A 17,913-nucleotide genomic window follows, 5' to 3' on the forward strand; every position below is an offset into this window, starting at 1 on the left:
TCGTCTCGCACCATGAACCCGCTGTCCGGATCGGTCCGGCTGACCTTGATCTCCTTGGGCTTGCCCGAACCCGGCTGGCCCCCATCGCCATCCTCATCGTCTGCGCGCGCCTTCAACGGCTTCTTGCCCGAGGCGTGCCGATCCGCATCGATGGCCGCCTCCAGCTCGGCCAGATACGCCACCGGCGTCTGAGCTACCTTGACCACGTCATGCTTGTTCTTGTTGGCGTTGGCCTTCAAATGTGTGCTGTCCGTGTACAACACCCGGCCTTCGACCATGCCCCGGCCCATCGCCTGCAGCACGATCTGATCGAAGATCTCTTGATAAATGCCACTGTCGGCAAACCGGCGACGACGGTTCTGGCTCAGCGTTGAGGCATCCGGTACCTTGTCGGTCAGACGTAAGTCCAGAAACCACCGATAGGCCACATTAACCTGCACCTCACGGATCAACTGACGCTCGCTGCGAATGCCGAATAAATACCCCAGCAACAACAACTTGAACAACATCACCGGGTCTATGGCCGGACGACCATTATTGGCACAGTACAGATGGGCCACCCGATCGCGGATGAACTCCAGGTCGATCGCCGCAGCGATCTTGCGCACCAAATGGTCGCCCGGAACCAAGGAGTCCAGCGTGACCATTTCCCATTCATGTTGATAAGCAGTCGGGGTCTTAAGCATGAACGTATTATGAACAAGCCTGCTGTTTTATGGGAGGGTTTGTCAGCAGTCTGAGGCCGGGAATATTTCCCGGCCTTTTTTTGGCAACTCGAACAGGATACGCAGTCGCTAGATACTGAACGTCCCCTCAGAACAGTTCAATCGGGATGCACAGCGCAATCCATAAAACTGGCTTGCTCCCCATACTGACGCAGCTTTGCTTCCAGCACGGGTGCAGGCACCCCTTCAATCGGCTTGTAGCCCAGACGCTGCCAATAGCCCACGGCAGGTCCCAAAGACACCAGACTGCAACGACGCAAGCCACGCTGCCAGGCATAGCGGCGACCGGCTTGCAACAAAGCTCCGGCCACCCCACGGCCTTGCGCACGGCGCATTACGGCACAGTCGTGAATAAACCATTGGTCTGCAGGCGAAGGCAGGCTGTTCAGCGCATCGCCCAAGGACGGCGGCAACAGGCCCGCCCAGGGATAGGACACCAAATACCCTTGCAATTGATCGTCGGCATCGCGGGCCACCCAACAGCTCTCCGGCGCCAGATCCAGACGGTTCTGATAAAAACTGCGGTCTTCCAGAATATCCGCGTCGTACACATCCGCCTGGACTTCCAGCACCTGGCTCAGATCGTGCACCTGCATTAATTCAATTCGTACATTCATAGCTGCTACACGGCAGCGGCAGGCCACCACCGTGCCGTTTCACTCGGATTAGTCGCGGAAGTTATCGTACTGCAGCGGCAATTCCACGTCGGTCTGCTTCAGCAGAGCGATGGCAGCCTGCAAGTCGTCCCGTTTCTTGCCGGTCACACGCAATTTCTCACCTTGAATTTGCGTCTCGACCTTGAGCTTGGCGTTCTTGATGGCGGCAATCAGCTTCTTGGACGTAGGCTGGTCCAGACCCTGGCGCACCTTCACTTTCTGACGGGCACCGGCCACGTTCTCCAGCACTTTTTCAGTATCCAGGCAGCGCACATCAATACCACGGGCAGCAATACGGCCACGCAGAATCTGCATCATTTGCTCCAGCTGAAACACGCTGGGAGCCGATTGCAAAATGGTGTTCTCGTCTTCGAGTTCAAATTTGGCATCCGTACCTTTGAAGTCAAAACGGGTGGCCAGCTCGCGGCTGGCTTGCTCGACTGCGTTACGCAGTTCGTGGGTGTTGACCTCGGATACAACGTCAAAAGATGGCATTCCTAACCGTCCTGTTCCTTAAGTGCAGACAGGCCGCCTAAAGCGACCTGTGTGCTTTTTAGAAAACGCTGCTCTTAGTCCGAAGCGGCTTGCTTGGCCTGCTGACGCAGCGCGAATTTCTGTATTTTACCTGTTGCCGTTTTCGGCAACTCCATAAAACTGAAATGTCGCGGTATTTTAAAGCCAGCCAGGTACTGGCGGCAATGCGCGCGCAGTTCTTCCACGGTGACTTCCGCGCCGGGACGCAGCTCCACGTACACGTGCGGTGCTTCGCCCCAACGCTCGTCAGGCTGGGCCACAACAGCCGCCGCCTGCACGGCAGGATGGCGATACATGACGTCTTCAATCTCGATGGAGGAAATGTTTTCGCCCCCGGAAATGATGATGTCCTTGCTGCGATCCTTGATGCGTACGTAGCCGTCCGGCTCGCACACGGCCAGGTCGCCTGTGTGGAACCAACCGCCGCCCAGGGACTCCTGGGTAGCCTGCGCGTTCTTCAAATACCCCTTCATGGTGATATTGCCGCGGAACATGATCTCGCCCATGGTCTGGCCATCGGCAGGGACGGGTTCCATGGTTTGCGGGTCCAGAACCTGTACGCCCCCTTGCAGGTGATAACGCACCCCCTGACGGGCATTGCGCTGCGCACGTTCCTGGATATCCAGCTCGCTCCAGGGGGCATGCTGCGCACAGACCGAGGCGGGGCCATAAGTTTCGGTCAGGCCGTAAACGTGGGTCAGCGCAAAGCCCATGCGCTCCATCCCTTCAATCATGGTGGCCGGAGGTGCAGCGCCTGCCACCATGGCCGACACGCCCTTGGGCAGGCGGGACTTCAGCGCTTCGTCGGAGTTAACCAGCAGGGAGTGCACAATTGGCGCACCACAGTAGTGGGTGACGCCGTAATCGACCATATTGTCGACCATGGCCTGAGCCTCCACCTTGCGCAAACAGACGTTCACGCCAGCACGAGCCGCGATCACCCAGGGGAAAGTCCAACCATTGCAATGGAACATGGGCAAGGTCCACAGATAGACCGCATGCTTGGGCATGTCCCATTCCAAGACGTTGGACAAGGCCCCCAGATACGCGCCACGGTGATGATAGACCACGCCTTTGGGCTTGCCGGTAGTACCGCTGGTGTAGTTCAGGGCAATCGCGTCCCACTCGTTAGCGGGCAATTGCCAGTCGTAATCCGGATCGCCTCCGTCCACGAACTCTTCGTAGGTTTGCGAGCCGATACGCTCTGCGCCAGTGTCAAAATAAGTGTCCACGACGTCAATAACCAGAATGGGCTCTTTGCTTTCGCGCAGGCTCAGGGCTTCTTTCATGACGGCGGCAAACTCGCTGTCCACCAGCACCGCACGTGCTTCGCCGTGATCGAGCATATAAGCGATGGTGCTGGCATCCAGACGGGTATTCAAGGTATTCAGTACGGCGCCACACATGGGCACGCCAAAGTGTGCCTGAACCATGGGCGGAGTATTGGGCAACATCACCGCCACGGTGTCGCCTTTACCAACCCCTGCCTTGGACAGCGCACTGCCTAGCTGACGAGTGCGGGCATACAGCTGAGACCAGCTCATCTTGATGCCGTTTTGGGCGGGCCCATAAACCAGAGCCGGGTAGTCAGGGTAGACAAAAGCACTGCGCTCGATGAAATCCAGCGGCGACAAAACACGATAATTGGCGTCTGTCTGGGGCAAATCCTGATCGTAAATACTCACCACAAAGTCTCCAAAAAAGGGCGGGCTAACCGAAATGCACGGCGGTCCGTCTGATAATTGCGCTCTTACATTAGCTGGCTACAGAGCTTTGGGCAAGGTCGCCTTTTCAGCTATAGAGGCGCATAATGACACGCTATCTAAGGTATATATCGCGACCGGCTGACTGCTCGCTGACAGTTTGCCCCCTACCTGAAGGCCCTTCATGCCCGTAGCCATGCTGTATATCGCCGCCGGTGGCGCCCTGGGCGCACTGGCGCGTTGGTTCCTGAGTCAGGCCCTAAATGTCCTGTTCCCTACGCTGCCCCCCGGTACTTTGCTGGCTAACTTGATTGGCGGCTATCTGATGGGCATCGCGATGGCCTATTTCAGCGGACTGGGACTGGGCCACGAAGGCTGGCGCATGTTCGTCATGACAGGGTTTCTGGGCGGCCTGACCACCTTCTCTACCTTCTCTGCCGAGATCATGACCTTGATGATGCAACAGCGTTATATCTGGGCCTTGGGCGGCATCGCCATCCACGTGGTCGGCTCCTTGCTGATGCTGGGTCTGGGCATGGCCACCTGGGGTTTGCTGCGGGGACAAGCATGATGGACGTACATTTTCTTCAAGCCGGCTCCCCTCCTCCTGATGTTGAGCAGCGCTTTGGCAATCAGAACGCCTGGTTCAAACGCGCCCTTCAAGCTCTGGATGTGAATGTCCACACCTGGCGAGTTCACCAGGACGAGGCCCTGCCTGCGCCGGACTGCCCGGACCCGGTGGTGATCAGCGGCTCCTGGAACATGGTCACCGACAGGCTGGACTGGAGCGAGAACCTGGCCGCCTGGATTCGGGAACGCTATCAGACACACATGCCCTTGCTGGGTATTTGCTATGGCCATCAATTAATGGCGCACGCCTTGGGTGGGCGCGTGGATTACCACCCCAAAGGGGCCGAGGTTGGCTATCTGCCCATTCACTTGTCCGAACAGGCGCACGAACATGAACTGCTGGCCAATCTGCCCATGCAGTTCCCTGCCCTGCTCACCCACCAGCAAAGCGTGCTGAGCTTGCCCGAGCATGTAGAAATACTGGGCAGTTCTGCACACGACCCGCATCAAATCCTGCGTTACGGCCCCGCTCAGTGGTCAATTCAGTTTCACCCTGAGTTTTTTGCCGGCCTGTTGCGATACTGCGTTCTGCGCAAGGCCGAATCCTGGCGTGCCCAGGGCATTGATCCGCAAAGCCTGGCTGACCCCATTCAGGACACGCCCGACGCTCATCGCCTGCTGTGCAATTTTGTGCAGACTTACTCGTCCAGCGGTCCCAATGGGCGGCGGAAAAACTCGCCAGGCGTTTGACCCATCAAGTCCCGAAAGGCTGCTACAAAGGCCGACATGCTTTCATAGCCGCACGCCAAGGCCACATCAGTCACCCGTTCGTGTCGCTCCAGCAGCGGCAAGGCACTCATGACGCGCAAGCGCTGACGCCAGACCCGAAATGTCAGCCCGGTTTGCTGACGGAACAAGCGGCTCAAGGTTTTTTCTGACAAGCCCTGTTGCTCCGCCAAATCCTGCAAGCTCCAATCGCCTGCTGGCTGCGCCTGCAATTGCTCGCATACCTGCAAAAGGCGTGGGTCCGAGGGCCATGGCAGAATCAGGCCGCTTTCAGGCGCAGCCAGCAAACGATCCAGCAAAACCTGCACCAGACGGCCCTGCGCCCCCTCGCGCTCGTACAACACCGGCAAAAGGCTGAACTCGCGGATCAGCTCGCGCAATAAACGGTCTACAACGACCACGCGACACGCAGCAGGTGCTTCGGGCAGAGCACTGACATCAATATAGAGACTGCGAATCTGCGCATCGGGCGAACTGCGCACCCCATGCTCTACGCCCGCAGGCACCCATACCGCCTGTTGAGGCGGCGCCATGAAGCGCCCGCTGGCAGTACGCACCTCGATCACCCCTGTCAAAGCATAGGAAAACTGCACCCAGGGATGCCGGTGTGGGCGAGCAATGGCCTGATTGGGCAAGGTGCGTTCCTGGCCATATAAGGGCCGGGGCAGGTAACGCAGTTGCTGCAAACTCTCTGGAATTCGCTCTGCAGGCATCAGAATGTCCGTTTGTCGATAATCCATATCCGTTTAGCGATAAACCCCCAAAAAGGTCTACGGTAAAGTGAGGCCTTTCATAACGCAAGCCTTTCAAGCCTCTAACAAACCCATGTTCTCTCAACTGCGACTGCTTTTTGACAACTTCACCCTGATCCTGATCGGCGTGGTGGCACTGGCAAGTTTCTTTCCCACCTACGGCCAAGGTGCGGTGTTCTTTGACGTGATCACTGGCCTGGCTATTGCCCTGCTGTTCTTCATGCACGGGGCCAAGCTATCCCGCGAAGCCATCATTGCCGGAGCCACCCACTGGCGTTTGCACTTGCTGGTCTTTGGCTGCACCTTTGTCATGTTCCCCCTGCTGGGCCTGTTGTCCAAGCCCATCTTGCTGCCCTTGCTGGGCATGCCCTTGTTTGTAGGCATTCTGTACATGTGCGCCCTGCCCGGCACCGTGCAGTCGGCCATCGCCTTTACCTCGATTGCTCGCGGTAATGTGCCTGCTGCCATTTGCAGTGCCTCAGCCTCCAGCCTGATTGGTATTGTGCTCACGCCCGTACTGCTCAAGCTCTTGCTGGACGCTGACGGCGGCTCAGCTACTTCGACCCTGGATGCCATCAAGAAGATCAGTCTGCAATTGTTGCTGCCCTTTGTAGTCGGCCACCTGATGCGCCCCCTGATTGGCAAATGGATGGACCGCAACCGCAAATGGCTACGCAGCGTGGACCAGTCCTCCATCCTGCTGGTGGTCTACACCGCGTTCAGTGCTTCGGTGATTGGTGGCCTGTGGCAAGCCGTGCCACCCAAGTCCCTGGCTATTCTGGCTGTGGTTTGCCTGGTGCTGCTGGCCATCATTCTGTTCCTGACCACCTGGCTGGCGCGCAAACTGGGCTTCAATAAAGAAGACGAAATTACGATTGTCTTCGGGGGCTCCAAGAAAAGTCTGGCAACTGGCGTGCCCATGGCCCAAGTGCTGTTTACCGGCGCTGCCATTGGCCCGGCACTGCTGCCCATTATGATCTTCCACCAGATCCAGTTGATGGCTTGCGCATTCATTGCGAATAGATATGCGCAACGTCCTGAAACACCAGAAGAAAAAGCACAACTGCAAAGTGCCTGATCACGCTTTGCTGAATCGCTGAACAAATGGCCCGACTTCAACACGAAGTTCGGGCCATTATTTTTCATGCGGAAGAATGCCGACTTTTACTGAAGCTTGTTGATCTTGTCATTCAAGGTTGCAGCAGACAGCTCTCCTGCCCGCACATCCACCAAACGTCCCTGCTCATCCAAAAACAAGGTTGTAGGCAAGCCACGGCTGCGCACAGCCTGGCCCAGCTGCATTTGCGGGTCGCGCCACATATTATCCAGCTCCAGATTCTCGTCCATCAGGTACTTCTGGATCTCGGCCAGTTCCTCGCCCTGGTTCGCAAACACGATATTCACATCGGAACGGGTGGATTGCACTTGCTTGAAGGCAGGCATTTCGCGGCGGCATGGGGGGCACCAACTGGCCCACAGGTTCACAACCGTGACCTTGCCTTTATACAAATCCAGATTTTCCGGAGCACTGACATCAAGCTGCATGGGGATCAAGTCTATCTCGGGCAATGGCATGGCGGTTTCCACTCCCCCTCGTCCTGTCGCGACCATGATTAGCGAGAATGCCGCCACACCAACAGCCAATCCACCCGACACAGCAGGCAAAACGGCCTTGTCACGCAGCACACGCCACAGCACATAGAACCAGCCTGCGGTGACTGCCGCCGGGATCATGAGGCCGCCATCGCGCAAATCCAGCCAGCTCAAGGGTTCGCTTTGATAAAACTGCCATTGCTGGATCAGAAAACCCAAACGACCGACCAGCACACCCAGAATAATCGCACGCCACAGCACCGATTCGGCTCGGGTCTGCTTGCGTCTATCCAGCCAGGCGGCCAGAAACAGCCCCAGCAATGCCGCAACCATAAAAGCAAATAGAGACGTGGCAAAGGTAAAGGGACCGAGCTGTATGCTTTGCATAAACATAAATCCTGACAAGACCAAATAAAAATCGACCCGCCATAAGCGGGTCGGGGCAATAAGTACAGACAGCGTCGCTGCTAAAAGATTCCCTCAATCAGGAGGCGCTACTCAAAATCTGCATGAATTGGCCCATTTTCGTTTTGCATTTGATGCCGGGTTCCAGCTCGACTCCACTGCTGACGTCAATGGCATAGGGACGATGCAAGGCGACTCGTTCAGCCACATTGTCGATACGCATGCCACCAGCCAGCACCAGCGGTGGCAGTCCGTCCTGGCCCTCCAGACGCGCTTGCAGACCTTGAATCAGCTCCGGATCAAAAGCCGTACCGGTACCGCCATACGCATCGTGATAACCATCCATCAACCAGGCACGAGCATCCTGATACTTCAAGCATTGTTCCAGCAGGCCATCCACCGTCTCCAGACCAGGCGCACCGACTCGAAAAGCCTTGATATACGGATGTGCATAGCGACGGCATTCTTCCGGGCTTTCCTCACCATGAAATTGCAGCAGATCCGGCTGCACCTGTTCCAGAATTTCCCGTACAAAGCTCTCGGACGCATTCACAAACAGGCTGACTGCCTGCACAAACGCCGGGACACGGGCACGCAGGGCGGCGGCCTGCTCTGTACTCAACATGCGGGCGCTTTTCGGATAAAAGACAAACCCCACCGCGTCCGCGCCCAGCTGCACGGCGGCATCAATATCCTGCGCTCGGGTAAAGCCACAAATCTTGACTCGGGTACGGCTGAACATCACACATCCTTGAATAAAAAAACGGGGGCCAGATGCCCCCGTGGTCAATCATGAAACGACTTTATTGGAAACTGCTGGCCGCGTCATCCGTTCCAAATCCATAGCTGTCCGAACCGTAAGTCGATTCCGTGCCAAACTGGATTTGCGAATCCTCCAGCAGAACCTCGCCGTGTTTATAGTGCGTGACCAGTCCGGGGAAGACCAGCACCGTTGCCACCATCAACAACTGAATGATAATAAACGGTACCGAGCCCCAGTAAATATCCGTTGTGGCCACACGCTTGATACGCTCGCCCGTCACCTTGTCGGTGTAGTCCTCTTTAGGGGCCACCGAACGCAGGAAGAACAAGGCAAAACCAAAGGGCGGGTGCATGAAGGAGGTCTGCATATTGACCGCCAGCAAGACACCGAACCAGATCAGGTCAATGCCCATCTTGTCGGCAATCGGCCCGAGCAGCGGCACAATAATAAAGGCCAGCTCGAAGAAATCCAGGAAGAACGCCAGCAGGAAGGTCAGGATACTGACGATGATCAGGAAACCCCACTCGCCACCGGGCATGTCGATCAACAGGTGCTCCACCCACAGATCGCCATTGATGCCACGGAAGCTCAGACTAAAGACGGTCGAGCCCACCAGAATGAAGACCACAAAGCAGGACAGGCGAGTGGTGGATTCCATGGCCTGGCGCAATAGCTTCCAGGACAGGCGGCCACGCGATACTGCCATGATGATGGCACCCACAGCCCCCATCGCCCCACCTTCGGTTGGAGTCGCGACACCAATAAAGATGGTGCCCAACACCAGGAAGATGAGGAACAGCGGTGGCACCATCACAAAGACCACGCGCTCGGCGATCTTGGACAGCATGTTCAGCTTGAGCAACTTGTTGATCAGCGCAATCACCCAGGCCGTTACGCCCCACAACAGCAGCAGCACCACAATGTGCTCGTCCATGGGGATATTGGGATGCGTGGCAAAGTAATGTTGCGAGCCAAAGTACGCCACGGCCGAGGCCACAATGGTCAGGACGATCAGCGAGGTCAAACCACGGCTGCCGTTGGGCTCTACATACACGCGGGCCTCAGGTGGCAAGGCGGGAGCCGACTTGGGCTTGATGTAGGACATCACCACGATGTACAGAATGTAGACCACCACCAGCAACAGACCGGGCAGCATGGCGCCACGGTACATGTCGCCGATGGAGCGGCCCAGCTGGTCAGCCAGAATGATCAGCACGATGGAGGGCGGGATGATTTGCGACAAGGTGCCTGAGGCGGCAATCACCCCGGTTGCCAGCTTGCGGTCATAGCCGTAGCGCAACATGATGGGCAAGGAGATCAGGCCCATGGAGATGACCGAGGCCGACACCACACCCGTTGTGGCAGCCAGCATGGCACCGACCAGCACCACGGCAATGGCCAGACCACCACGCAAAGGACCAAATAGCTGGCCAATGGTATCGAGCAGGTCCTCGGCCATGCCGGATCGCTCTAATATCAGCCCCATCAAGGTAAAGAAGGGAACCGCCAGCAAGGTATCGTTCTCGACAATCCCAAATACCCGTTGTGGCAAGGCCTGAAACAAGGCCGGCTGCATCATGTCCAGTTCAATGGCGACCAGACCGTACAAAATCCCGATTGCCGACAAGGTGAAGGTAACGGGAAAACCCAATAGCAAAAACACGATCAGGTTAAAGAACATGATCGGAGCCAGATTATCAATCAGGAATTCCATTGTTACTGGCCCTTGGAAACAGAGGTTGTCACTTCATTTGCCTGGGCCATCTCACGAATCTCCTGGGCAAGTTCTTCTTCTGCACTCAGCCCACCATTTCTTAATAAGGGATTGGGACAGGCACCCAGCAAAAAGCCTATGCATTTGATCAGGTGAGACACACCTGCCAATGCCAATAGGGCAAAACCGACGGGGATCAGTAGCTTGACCGGCCAACGTACCAACCCTCCGGTATTGGAGGACTGCTCGTTAAGCACGTAGGACTGCTCGAAAAACGGAATGGAGAGCCAGAAAATCAGCAAGGTAGCGGGCAGGAGGAAAAAGATCACGCCGATAATATCGATCCAGATCTGAACGCGCGGCGGAAAACGTTCCGCCAGGGCATCCACCCGTACATGCTCATTCACAAAGAAGGTATAACCAGCCGCCAGCAAGAAAATTGCACCGAACAAATACCACTGCAATTCCAGCCACTGATTGGAACTGATGCCATATACCTTGCGAACTACGGCGTTAATAGCACTGACCAACACCACGATCAGGGTTAGCCAGGTCACGGACTTACCAACGACCGTATTCAGACGGTCGATCAAACTAGACAATCGTAAGAAGAATTTCATGGCCTTGCTCAGGATATGGTCGCCTTCTGGATTCGCTTGTGGCTAATGCCCGAAGGTGGTCGGCCTTATACAGATAAGAATGTAAGAGAAGAAAATGGCTTCACATTTTATACGATTGAAGCATGTGAAGCCGGTTCGGATACCGGGGATAAACCCTTTAGAAACGAGCTAAATCATGTTTTTTCAGGCCGTTTCACCAAAACGCAATCCGCTTAGCTCATAGAGCAAATCGTAGGGATTGCTGGCGGGAATATCAAACTGCTCGGGGTAATCCACCCCGGCCAGATACAGGCCACTGGCATCGAAAGTCGGGGCCGACAAGCGGCGATCGCGCTGTGCCAATAAATGCAGCACCCAATCAGGCGGCTGACGGCCTTGGCCGATATAAATCAGCATGCCCATCAGATTGCGAATCATGTGATGCAAAAAGGCATTGGCACTGAAACGAAACAGGAAAAAATCGCCCTGCTGTTCAATCCGGATCTGCGACATGGTGCGCACCGGACTGGCCGCCTGACATTGCGAGGAACGAAATGCACTGAAGTCGTGCTCGCCCACCAGATGCTGGGCGGCCTCTTGCATCAGGGCCAGGTCCAAGGGGCGATACACCCAGGCAACACGACCATGCAGCAAGGGGGAACGCACCCGGTGCTGACGCAGCAGATACACGTAGTGACGACCTTGGGCCGAGAAGCGGGCATGAAAATCATCCGGCACTTCACGTGCCCATTGCACAGCAACGGAATCCGGCAGCAAGGCGTTCAAGCCGCGCACCCACGACTCCAGGCTGCGCTCGGCAGCCGTATCCAGATGAACTACTTGATTGAGGGCATGAACGCCGGTGTCGGTGCGACCGGCGCAGATCGTAGAAACAGGCTGGGCCGTAAAACGGCCCAGTGCCTGCTCCAGAACATCTTGAACGGTGTTGCCACCGGCCTGACTTTGCCAACCCAGCCAGGGCGTCCCTTCATAGCAGACACCCAATGCAATACGTCTCATGGTGGGTTTGCCTTACTGACGAACGGGAGGCTCGTCCGAAGGCGGCTGATCCAGGTCCAGATTGATTTTTTCCAGCTTTTCCCGAACCATCGCTTCGCTGACAGGTGCAGGAGAATCATCGCCATGGCGATTTTCGGTATTGGCACGGCGTAAGACCCAGGTCACCAGGACCACAATCAATGCCAGCACCACGGCCATCACGGCCAACATATGTTCTTGAATCCAGGACACGGTCTTTTTTGCCTTGTTAACTGCACCGGCCATCTTGCCCTGCTCGGGCTCGGATGGCACGGAAATCGCTCCTGCCACGGCGGCAGAAGAAGCGGCGCCTGAAGCGCCAGAATGAGTATTACCATTGGCAGCATCGCTGCCAGAGTCGCTCAGCCCCAGCTCTTGAGCTGAATCCAGGACGAGATCCTTAGCGGCCTCGCCCTGGGACTGCAAGGCACGGCCCAGGGTAGAGACGTTCTCTTCCAATTGCGAGACACGGTCGCCAGTTTCGCGCAGCTCGTGCTGCAATTGCTGTTTGGCGTCACGGGCTTCTGCCCCTGCCGACAAAAGCAAACGATCCCGGCCTTGCGCCTGAGCGCCTGGCTCGCTGGAACCTGTTTGTGCCACACCTTGGGACGCATCCGCCTGCTCCTGCCCGGTTTGCGTAGCTGAACGCAAGGCCTGAGCCTGATCCACGTAGAAGCGGCGTGCCTGGGCATCGTCTACGGACAACATGGCCGCCGCATCAGGAATCTGTAGGGTTTGGCCTGCCTTCAGGCGATGCATATTCTGGTCGATGAAGGCATTCGGATTCTGCTTCTGGACCGCCATCATCCACTGATAGGAACTGACACCGTCCACCGCATGACGACGTGCCAAGGCATGCAAGGTATCACCCGATTTCACGCGTACTGCGCTTTGGGCCTGCACCTTGGAGGCTGTGCTCGAAGGGGAAACCTGCACCGACACGGGCGCCTGACGGCCTGCTTGTGGCTGCGTCACTGCTTTAACGGCCACGGGAGCCGGAGCCAGCACACTGACCTGATGCAGGAACTGCCCGCTATCACTTTGAATCTGCAAGAGCACATCGGCCACCGAGCCCGAGAACATCTGCTCGGAGGATAGCCGAATGCGTCGTACTTGCCCCTGCCCATCCCGGTCGATTACGGCCTTCAAGGAGTCCAGATCCACCGGAGGGGTCAAGCCAGCCTGTTGCCAGGCCGACAAGGGAGCAGGTGCCACCTTCAGGGACAGGCTTTCTTCAGGGCTGATCTGTCGTATGCCCACATCCAGCTTGAAAACCTGATTAGGAGCCGACACCAGACGACTATGGCCGATTTCCAAAGCGGAAACCGGCGCAGCCGCCAGCATCCCGGCCACTAGCAGGGCCGAACCCAGCGTACGTACAGGATGCAGACGGCCAACCATGATTAGAGCTCGCCCAAAGCGATGCGCAGCATGCGGCGCAGCGGTTCGGCAGCGCCCCACAGCAACTGGTCGCCAACCGTGAAGGCGCTCAGGTACTCGGGACCCATGTTCAGCTTGCGCAGACGTCCCACTGGGATGTCCAGCGTGCCGGTAACGGCAACCGGAGTCAGCGCTTCTACCGTGGCCTGACGCTCGTTGGGCACAACCTTGGCCCATTTGGAACCTTCAGCCAGGATGTCGGTGATCTCGTCCAGCGGAACATCGCGAGTCAGCTTGATGGTCAAGGCCTGGCTGTGGCAGCGCATGGCACCAATACGCACGCACAAACCGTCGATAGGAATGTGCTTGTCCTGCGCGCCACGGCCCAGGATCTTGTTGGTTTCCACGCCTGCTTTCCACTCTTCGCGCGTCATGCCATTGCCCAGATCGGAGTCGATCCAGGGGATCAGGCTGCCGCCCAGTGGTACGCCGAAGTTTTTCTGAGGCAGGTTGGGATCGCGCTGTGTCTGCAAGACACCGCGGTCGATATCCAGAATGGCCGACGCAGGATCGTCCAGCAGGCTGGAGACAGACTGGTTGATCAGACCGAACTGAGTCAGCAGTTCACGCATGTGTTGTGCGCCACCGCCGGAAGCGGCCTGGTACGTCATGCTGGTCATCCACTCAACCAGGTTCTGGTTGAACAGACCACCCAGACCCATCAGCATGCAGCTAACCGTACAGTTGCCACCAATGAACTGCTTGCCACCTTTGGCCAGTGCAGCATCAATAACAGGACGGTTGATCGGGTCCAGCACGATCACGGAGTTTTCATCCATGCGCAGCGTGCTGGCCGCGTCAATCCACAAACCGTTCCAGCCAGCGGCACGCAGCTTGGGGTAGATCTGGCTTGTGTAATCTCCACCTTGGGCGGTCACAATAATTGGCAACTTTTTCAAGGCGTCAATATCGTGGGCGTCCTGCAACGGGCCAGCACCGTCAGCCCACGAAGGAGCTGCGCCGCCAGCATTGCTAGTCGAGAAAAACACCGGCTGAAAAAGGGAAAAATCGCCTTCGTCGCGCATGCGCTGCATGAGCACGGAGCCCACCATCCCACGCCAGCCGACCAAACCTACCGCTTGAGTCATGGTAATACCACCTGGATATATAAAAAAATAAAACGATAAAAGATACTATCGCAAAGCCTTGAGCACTGCATCCCCCATAGCACTGGTGCTCAGCAATTGGCAACCGTCTTCGTAGATGTCGCCGGTACGCAAACCTTGTTCGAGCACGCTGGCAACCGCCGCTTCGATACGCTTGGCCTGGTCTTCTGCATTGAGCGAGTAGCGCAGCAACATGGCAGCGGACAAAATGGTGGCCAAAGGATTGGCCTTGTCCTGACCGGCGATATCGGGTGCCGAGCCGTGGCTGGGTTCGTACAAACCTTGCTGGGATGCGTTCAGAGATGCCGAGGGCAACATGCCAATGGAGCCTGTCAACATGGCTGCTTCATCCGATAGGATATCGCCAAACAGGTTGCCTGTGACGATCACGTCGAATTCTTTTGGTGCACGGACCAATTGCATGGCGGCATTGTCCACGTACATATGGCTCAATTCCACGTCCGGATACTCACGGGCCACATCAATCATGATGTCGCGCCAGAACTGGGACGTTTCCAGCACGTTGGACTTGTCCACGCTGCACAAGCGCTTCTGACGTTTTTGTGCGGCCTGGAAACCCACGTGGGCAATACGGCGCACTTCGCTTTCAGCGTAGTGCATGGTGTCAAAGCCCTGACGCTCGCCCGCGAAGTTACCCTCTTCCACGGTACGCACGCCACGCGGCTGGCCGAAGTAAATGTCGCCGGTCAGTTCACGCACGATCAGGATATCCAGACCGAACACAACTTCGGGTTTCAGGGTGGAGGCGTTGGCCAGTTGTGGGTACAGAATGGCGGGACGCAGATTGGCGAACAGGTCCATGGCACGACGCAAACCCAAAATGGCTTGCTCGGGACGCAGGTGGCGCTCCAGCGAATCGTACTTCCAGTCACCCACGGCGCCGAACAACACGGCGTCGGAGCCTTGAGCCAGGCTCAAGGTTTCGGGTGGCAGGGGGTGGCCGTGCAAATCGTAAGCGGCGCCGCCCACCGGAGCCACGGTCATTTCCAGATCCATGCCCAGAGCGCCCAGTACACGTTGAGCCTGTTCGGTAATCTCGGGACCGATGCCGTCACCGGGCAATACTGCGATTTTATGAGTCATGATGAGTAGAACGTAAAAATTAGGAAGTAAGTGTGAAGAACTCCGGCCAACTGGCCGGAGCATCTTGGCCGCCTAGGAAGACGGCCACAGCAAGGCTTCTACAAAACCTGCACCTATGCTCAAGGTTGCCCAACCAGCCAGGGGTGGCGGGCCAGACGCTCGGCTTCGTACTGACGGATCATGTCCGCTTTCTGCAAGGTCAGGCCAATTTCATCCAGACCATTCAAGAGGCTGTGCTTGCGCGAGGCATCAATGGTGAACGGCAGTTCACGACCTTCAGGCGTAATGACGCGCTGCTCGGCCAGATCAATACGCAGCTTGTAACCGGGGAAGGCTTTGACTTCATCGAACAGGCGGGCAATATCCAGCTCGTTCAGGACGATAGGCAGCAGGCCGTTCTTGAAGCTGTTGTTAAAGAAAATATCGGCAAAGGACGGCGCGATAATGGCGCGAAAGCCGTATTGCATCAGGGCCCAGGGAGCGTGCTCACGGCTGGAACCACAACCAAAGTTCTTGCGCGCCAGCAACACGGAAGCGCCCTGGTAGCGGTCCTGGTTCAACACAAAATCCGGGTTCAGCGGGCGGCGGGAATTATCCATGCCGGGCTCGCCATGATCCAGATAGCGCAATTCATCAAACAAATTGGGGCCAAAGCCGGTGCGCTTGATGGATTTGAGGAACTGCTTGGGGATGATCAAGTCCGTATCCACGTTCTCCCGATCCAAGGGAGCGACCAGACCTTCATGAGTAGTAAATGCTTGCATGGTGTGGATTTCCTCAGTTGAACGAACGCACATCGACAAAATGGCCGGCAATGGCGGCGGCCGCTGCCATGGCTGGGCTGACCAGGTGAGTACGACCACCCTGCCCCTGACGTCCTTCAAAGTTACGGTTGGAGGTCGAAGCGCAACGCTCGCCAGGTTCCAGACGGTCGGCGTTCATGGCCAGACACATGGAGCAACCAGGCTCACGCCACTCAAAACCGGCGCTCAGGAAAATCTTGTCCAGACCCTCTTGTTCGGCCTGACGTTTCACCAGACCGGAGCCTGGAACAATCATGGCCTGCTTGACGTTGGACGCCACTTTGCGACCCTTGGCCACGCTGGCGGCTGCACGCAAGTCTTCAATACGAGCATTGGTACAGGAGCCGATGAACACGCGGTCGATACGGATATCGGTCAAGGGCATATTGGGCGTCAGGCCCATGTATTCCAAGGCACGCTCCATGCCATTGCGGGTAACTTCGTCTTTTTCTTTCTCTGGATCGGGTACACGGCTGTCAATAGGCAGCACCATTTCTGGCGAGGTGCCCCAGGTCAGCTGAGGGGTGATCTGGCTGGCGTCGATACGGATCACGCGGTCAAACTCGGCACCTTCGTCAGTGTGCAAGGTGTTCCAGTAAGCCACGGCCTGATCCCACAACACGCCTTTGGGCGAGTAAGGACGGCCACGCAGGTACTGAATGGTTTGCTCGTCCACAGCCACCATGCCCGAACGCGCCCCGGCTTCAATTGCCATATTGCACACCGTCATGCGGCCTTCCATGGACAAGGCACGAATCGCCGAGCCGCCAAATTCAATGGCATAGCCTGTGCCACCGGCAGTCCCGATCTGACCGATCACGTACAGGATCAGGTCTTTGGCGGTACAGCCAAAAGGCAGCTTGCCATCCACCTGGATCAGCATGCTTTTGCTTTTCTTCATCAGCAAGGTCTGGGTGGCCAGCGTGTGCTCAACTTCCGAAGTGCCGATACCAAAGGCCAAGGCACCTACCGCACCGTGCGTGCTGGTGTGAGAGTCCCCACAAACCACGGTCATGCCAGGCAAGGTAGCGCCCTGCTCGGGGCCAACAATGTGCACAATGCCTTGACGCACATCGTTCATGCGGAACTCGGTAATGCCAAATTCTTCGCAGTTGGCGTCCAGGGTATCAACCTGCAGACGCGAGATCGGGTCTGCAATACCGTTCTGGCGGGAGGTGGTGGGAACGTTGTGGTCCGCCACAGCCAGGTTGGCACTGATGCGCCAAGGCTTGCGGCCGGCCAGTGTCAGACCTTCAAAGGCCTGGGGGCTGGTCACTTCATGCAGCAAGTGGCGATCAATGTAGATCAAACAGGTGCCATCCGTGTCCTGATGCACGACGTGTTCGTCGAACAACTTATCGTATAAGGTTTTTGCCATTGCGCTCTCGCGATTCAGTTAAGACTACAACCCGTACAGAACGGGCTGCACATAAATTTTTTCTTATTATGACAGGCGCAGTAACTGGGACAAGGCCAGTCACTATCCTAGTATTGAAACTACTAGGATAGTTGAACCAAAAAACCAAAAGAGCCGAACAACACGGAGTAACGGCATAAATCCGCAATCTAATGACGGAATCACGGACAGAACGCTCACCAGGCAACTCGAATAGCTCGATTAC

18 protein-coding genes are annotated in these 17,913 nt (G+C 56.8%); 3 read left to right on the forward strand and 15 right to left on the reverse strand.

Translation table 11 applies throughout. The features are described 5' to 3' along the window. From KOE80_RS02735 to KOE80_RS02750, 4 genes are all read right to left on the reverse strand, one after another. Nucleotides 1–686 (reverse strand): transposase (locus KOE80_RS02735; RefSeq protein ID WP_226348302.1); only part of this gene is annotated, 686 nt, incomplete at its 3' end. A gap of 137 nt (nt 687–823) precedes the next feature. Beyond that, a complete protein-coding gene (locus KOE80_RS02740) occupies nt 824–1,342 on the reverse strand; it encodes a GNAT family N-acetyltransferase (RefSeq protein WP_413228915.1) in 519 nt (172 codons plus the stop codon). Between the two features lie 48 nt (nt 1,343–1,390). Further along, a complete protein-coding gene (locus KOE80_RS02745) occupies nt 1,391–1,876 on the reverse strand; it encodes a YajQ family cyclic di-GMP-binding protein (protein WP_026483353.1) in 486 nt (161 codons plus the stop codon). Nucleotides 1,877–1,950: 74 nt separating this feature from the next. Continuing rightward, nucleotides 1,951–3,603: an acyl-CoA synthetase gene (locus tag KOE80_RS02750; protein ID WP_042480997.1), complete on the reverse strand. Its 1,653-nt coding sequence runs from the start codon at nt 3,601–3,603 to the stop codon at nt 1,951–1,953. A 199-nt stretch (nt 3,604–3,802) separates the two neighbouring features. Between KOE80_RS02750 and crcB the strand changes: the two genes are divergently transcribed. Both crcB and KOE80_RS02760 read left to right on the forward strand, forming a co-directional pair. Continuing rightward, nucleotides 3,803–4,189, forward strand: a complete 387-nt coding sequence (gene crcB / locus KOE80_RS02755; RefSeq protein WP_045929973.1) for a fluoride efflux transporter CrcB — start codon at nt 3,803–3,805, stop codon at nt 4,187–4,189. Next, the gene (locus KOE80_RS02760) at nt 4,186–4,938 is read left to right on the forward strand and encodes a glutamine amidotransferase (protein ID WP_222653287.1); all 753 of its coding nucleotides are present in this window, start codon (nt 4,186–4,188) and stop codon (nt 4,936–4,938) included. The genes crcB and KOE80_RS02760 overlap by 4 nt, the downstream gene beginning before the upstream one ends. On the opposite strand, the gene KOE80_RS02765 is transcribed toward KOE80_RS02760, so the two are convergent. Then, a complete protein-coding gene (locus tag KOE80_RS02765; protein WP_045929975.1) occupies nt 4,887–5,714 on the reverse strand; it encodes an AraC family transcriptional regulator in 828 nt (275 codons plus the stop codon). The two genes, KOE80_RS02760 and KOE80_RS02765, sit on opposite strands and share 52 nt — an antisense overlap. An 85-nt stretch (nt 5,715–5,799) precedes the next feature. On the opposite strand from KOE80_RS02765, the gene KOE80_RS02770 reads away from it, so the two are divergent. After that, nucleotides 5,800–6,804 carry a bile acid:sodium symporter family protein gene (locus KOE80_RS02770; RefSeq protein ID WP_226348303.1) on the forward strand — a complete coding sequence of 335 codons (1,005 nt, stop codon included), beginning with the start codon at nt 5,800–5,802 and terminating at the stop codon, nt 6,802–6,804. A gap of 86 nt (nt 6,805–6,890) precedes the next feature. On the opposite strand, the gene KOE80_RS02775 is transcribed toward KOE80_RS02770, so the two are convergent. The 10 genes from KOE80_RS02775 to leuC form a co-directional block, all read right to left on the reverse strand. Further along, the gene (locus KOE80_RS02775) at nt 6,891–7,706 is read right to left on the reverse strand and encodes a TlpA disulfide reductase family protein (RefSeq protein WP_063690467.1); all 816 of its coding nucleotides are present in this window, start codon (nt 7,704–7,706) and stop codon (nt 6,891–6,893) included. Between the two features lie 97 nt (nt 7,707–7,803). Further along, nucleotides 7,804–8,466, reverse strand: coding sequence for a phosphoribosylanthranilate isomerase (locus tag KOE80_RS02780; RefSeq protein WP_226348304.1), 663 nt, complete (start codon nt 8,464–8,466; stop codon nt 7,804–7,806). A gap of 61 nt (nt 8,467–8,527) precedes the next feature. Continuing rightward, on the reverse strand, nt 8,528–10,201 hold the full coding sequence (locus tag KOE80_RS02785; protein WP_045929978.1) for a TRAP transporter large permease: 1,674 nt from the start codon (nt 10,199–10,201) through the stop codon (nt 8,528–8,530). A gap of 2 nt (nt 10,202–10,203) precedes the next feature. After that, nucleotides 10,204–10,821, reverse strand: a complete 618-nt coding sequence (locus tag KOE80_RS02790) for a TRAP transporter small permease subunit (protein WP_042481021.1) — start codon at nt 10,819–10,821, stop codon at nt 10,204–10,206. A gap of 183 nt (nt 10,822–11,004) precedes the next feature. Beyond that, nucleotides 11,005–11,820: a tRNA pseudouridine(38-40) synthase TruA gene (gene truA, locus KOE80_RS02795; protein ID WP_226348305.1), complete on the reverse strand. Its 816-nt coding sequence runs from the start codon at nt 11,818–11,820 to the stop codon at nt 11,005–11,007. Nucleotides 11,821–11,832: 12 nt separating this feature from the next. Beyond that, a complete protein-coding gene (locus KOE80_RS02800; RefSeq protein ID WP_226348306.1) occupies nt 11,833–13,239 on the reverse strand; it encodes a FimV family protein in 1,407 nt (468 codons plus the stop codon). 2 nt (nt 13,240–13,241) lie between these two features. Next, the gene (gene asd / locus KOE80_RS02805; protein ID WP_042481031.1) at nt 13,242–14,366 is read right to left on the reverse strand and encodes an aspartate-semialdehyde dehydrogenase; all 1,125 of its coding nucleotides are present in this window, start codon (nt 14,364–14,366) and stop codon (nt 13,242–13,244) included. A gap of 45 nt (nt 14,367–14,411) precedes the next feature. Beyond that, the gene (gene leuB, locus KOE80_RS02810; RefSeq protein ID WP_226348307.1) at nt 14,412–15,488 is read right to left on the reverse strand and encodes a 3-isopropylmalate dehydrogenase; all 1,077 of its coding nucleotides are present in this window, start codon (nt 15,486–15,488) and stop codon (nt 14,412–14,414) included. Between the two features lie 119 nt (nt 15,489–15,607). After that, a complete protein-coding gene (gene leuD / locus KOE80_RS02815; RefSeq protein WP_009462149.1) occupies nt 15,608–16,252 on the reverse strand; it encodes a 3-isopropylmalate dehydratase small subunit in 645 nt (214 codons plus the stop codon). 13 nt (nt 16,253–16,265) lie between these two features. Next, nucleotides 16,266–17,669, reverse strand: coding sequence for a 3-isopropylmalate dehydratase large subunit (leuC, locus tag KOE80_RS02820; protein WP_226348308.1), 1,404 nt, complete (start codon nt 17,667–17,669; stop codon nt 16,266–16,268). Between the last annotated feature and the right edge of the window lie 244 nt (nt 17,670–17,913).

It is taken from the genome of Alcaligenes sp. 13f, assembly GCF_020496585.1.
Classification (GTDB): Bacteria; Pseudomonadota; Gammaproteobacteria; order Burkholderiales; family Burkholderiaceae_B; genus Alcaligenes; species Alcaligenes phenolicus.

Coding starts and splice junctions, on each gene's coding strand:
- KOE80_RS02765 (WP_045929975.1), bottom strand. CDS start 5,714: ATGGATTATCGACAAACGGACATTCTGATGCCTGCAGAGCGAATTCCA.
- leuD (WP_009462149.1), bottom strand. CDS start 16,252: ATGCAAGCATTTACTACTCATGAAGGTCTGGTCGCTCCCTTGGATCGG.
- KOE80_RS02760 (WP_222653287.1), top strand. CDS start 4,186: ATGATGGACGTACATTTTCTTCAAGCCGGCTCCCCTCCTCCTGATGTT.
- KOE80_RS02770 (WP_226348303.1), top strand. CDS start 5,800: ATGTTCTCTCAACTGCGACTGCTTTTTGACAACTTCACCCTGATCCTG.
- leuB (WP_226348307.1), bottom strand. CDS start 15,488: ATGACTCATAAAATCGCAGTATTGCCCGGTGACGGCATCGGTCCCGAG.
- truA (WP_226348305.1), bottom strand. CDS start 11,820: ATGAGACGTATTGCATTGGGTGTCTGCTATGAAGGGACGCCCTGGCTG.
- KOE80_RS02785 (WP_045929978.1), bottom strand. CDS start 10,201: ATGGAATTCCTGATTGATAATCTGGCTCCGATCATGTTCTTTAACCTG.
- KOE80_RS02745 (WP_026483353.1), bottom strand. CDS start 1,876: ATGCCATCTTTTGACGTTGTATCCGAGGTCAACACCCACGAACTGCGT.
- KOE80_RS02740 (WP_413228915.1), bottom strand. CDS start 1,342: ATGAATGTACGAATTGAATTAATGCAGGTGCACGATCTGAGCCAGGTG.
- KOE80_RS02790 (WP_042481021.1), bottom strand. CDS start 10,821: ATGAAATTCTTCTTACGATTGTCTAGTTTGATCGACCGTCTGAATACG.
- KOE80_RS02800 (WP_226348306.1), bottom strand. CDS start 13,239: ATGGTTGGCCGTCTGCATCCTGTACGTACGCTGGGTTCGGCCCTGCTA.
- crcB (WP_045929973.1), top strand. CDS start 3,803: ATGCCCGTAGCCATGCTGTATATCGCCGCCGGTGGCGCCCTGGGCGCA.
- asd (WP_042481031.1), bottom strand. CDS start 14,366: ATGACTCAAGCGGTAGGTTTGGTCGGCTGGCGTGGGATGGTGGGCTCC.
- KOE80_RS02775 (WP_063690467.1), bottom strand. CDS start 7,706: ATGCAAAGCATACAGCTCGGTCCCTTTACCTTTGCCACGTCTCTATTT.
- leuC (WP_226348308.1), bottom strand. CDS start 17,669: ATGGCAAAAACCTTATACGATAAGTTGTTCGACGAACACGTCGTGCAT.
- KOE80_RS02780 (WP_226348304.1), bottom strand. CDS start 8,466: ATGTTCAGCCGTACCCGAGTCAAGATTTGTGGCTTTACCCGAGCGCAG.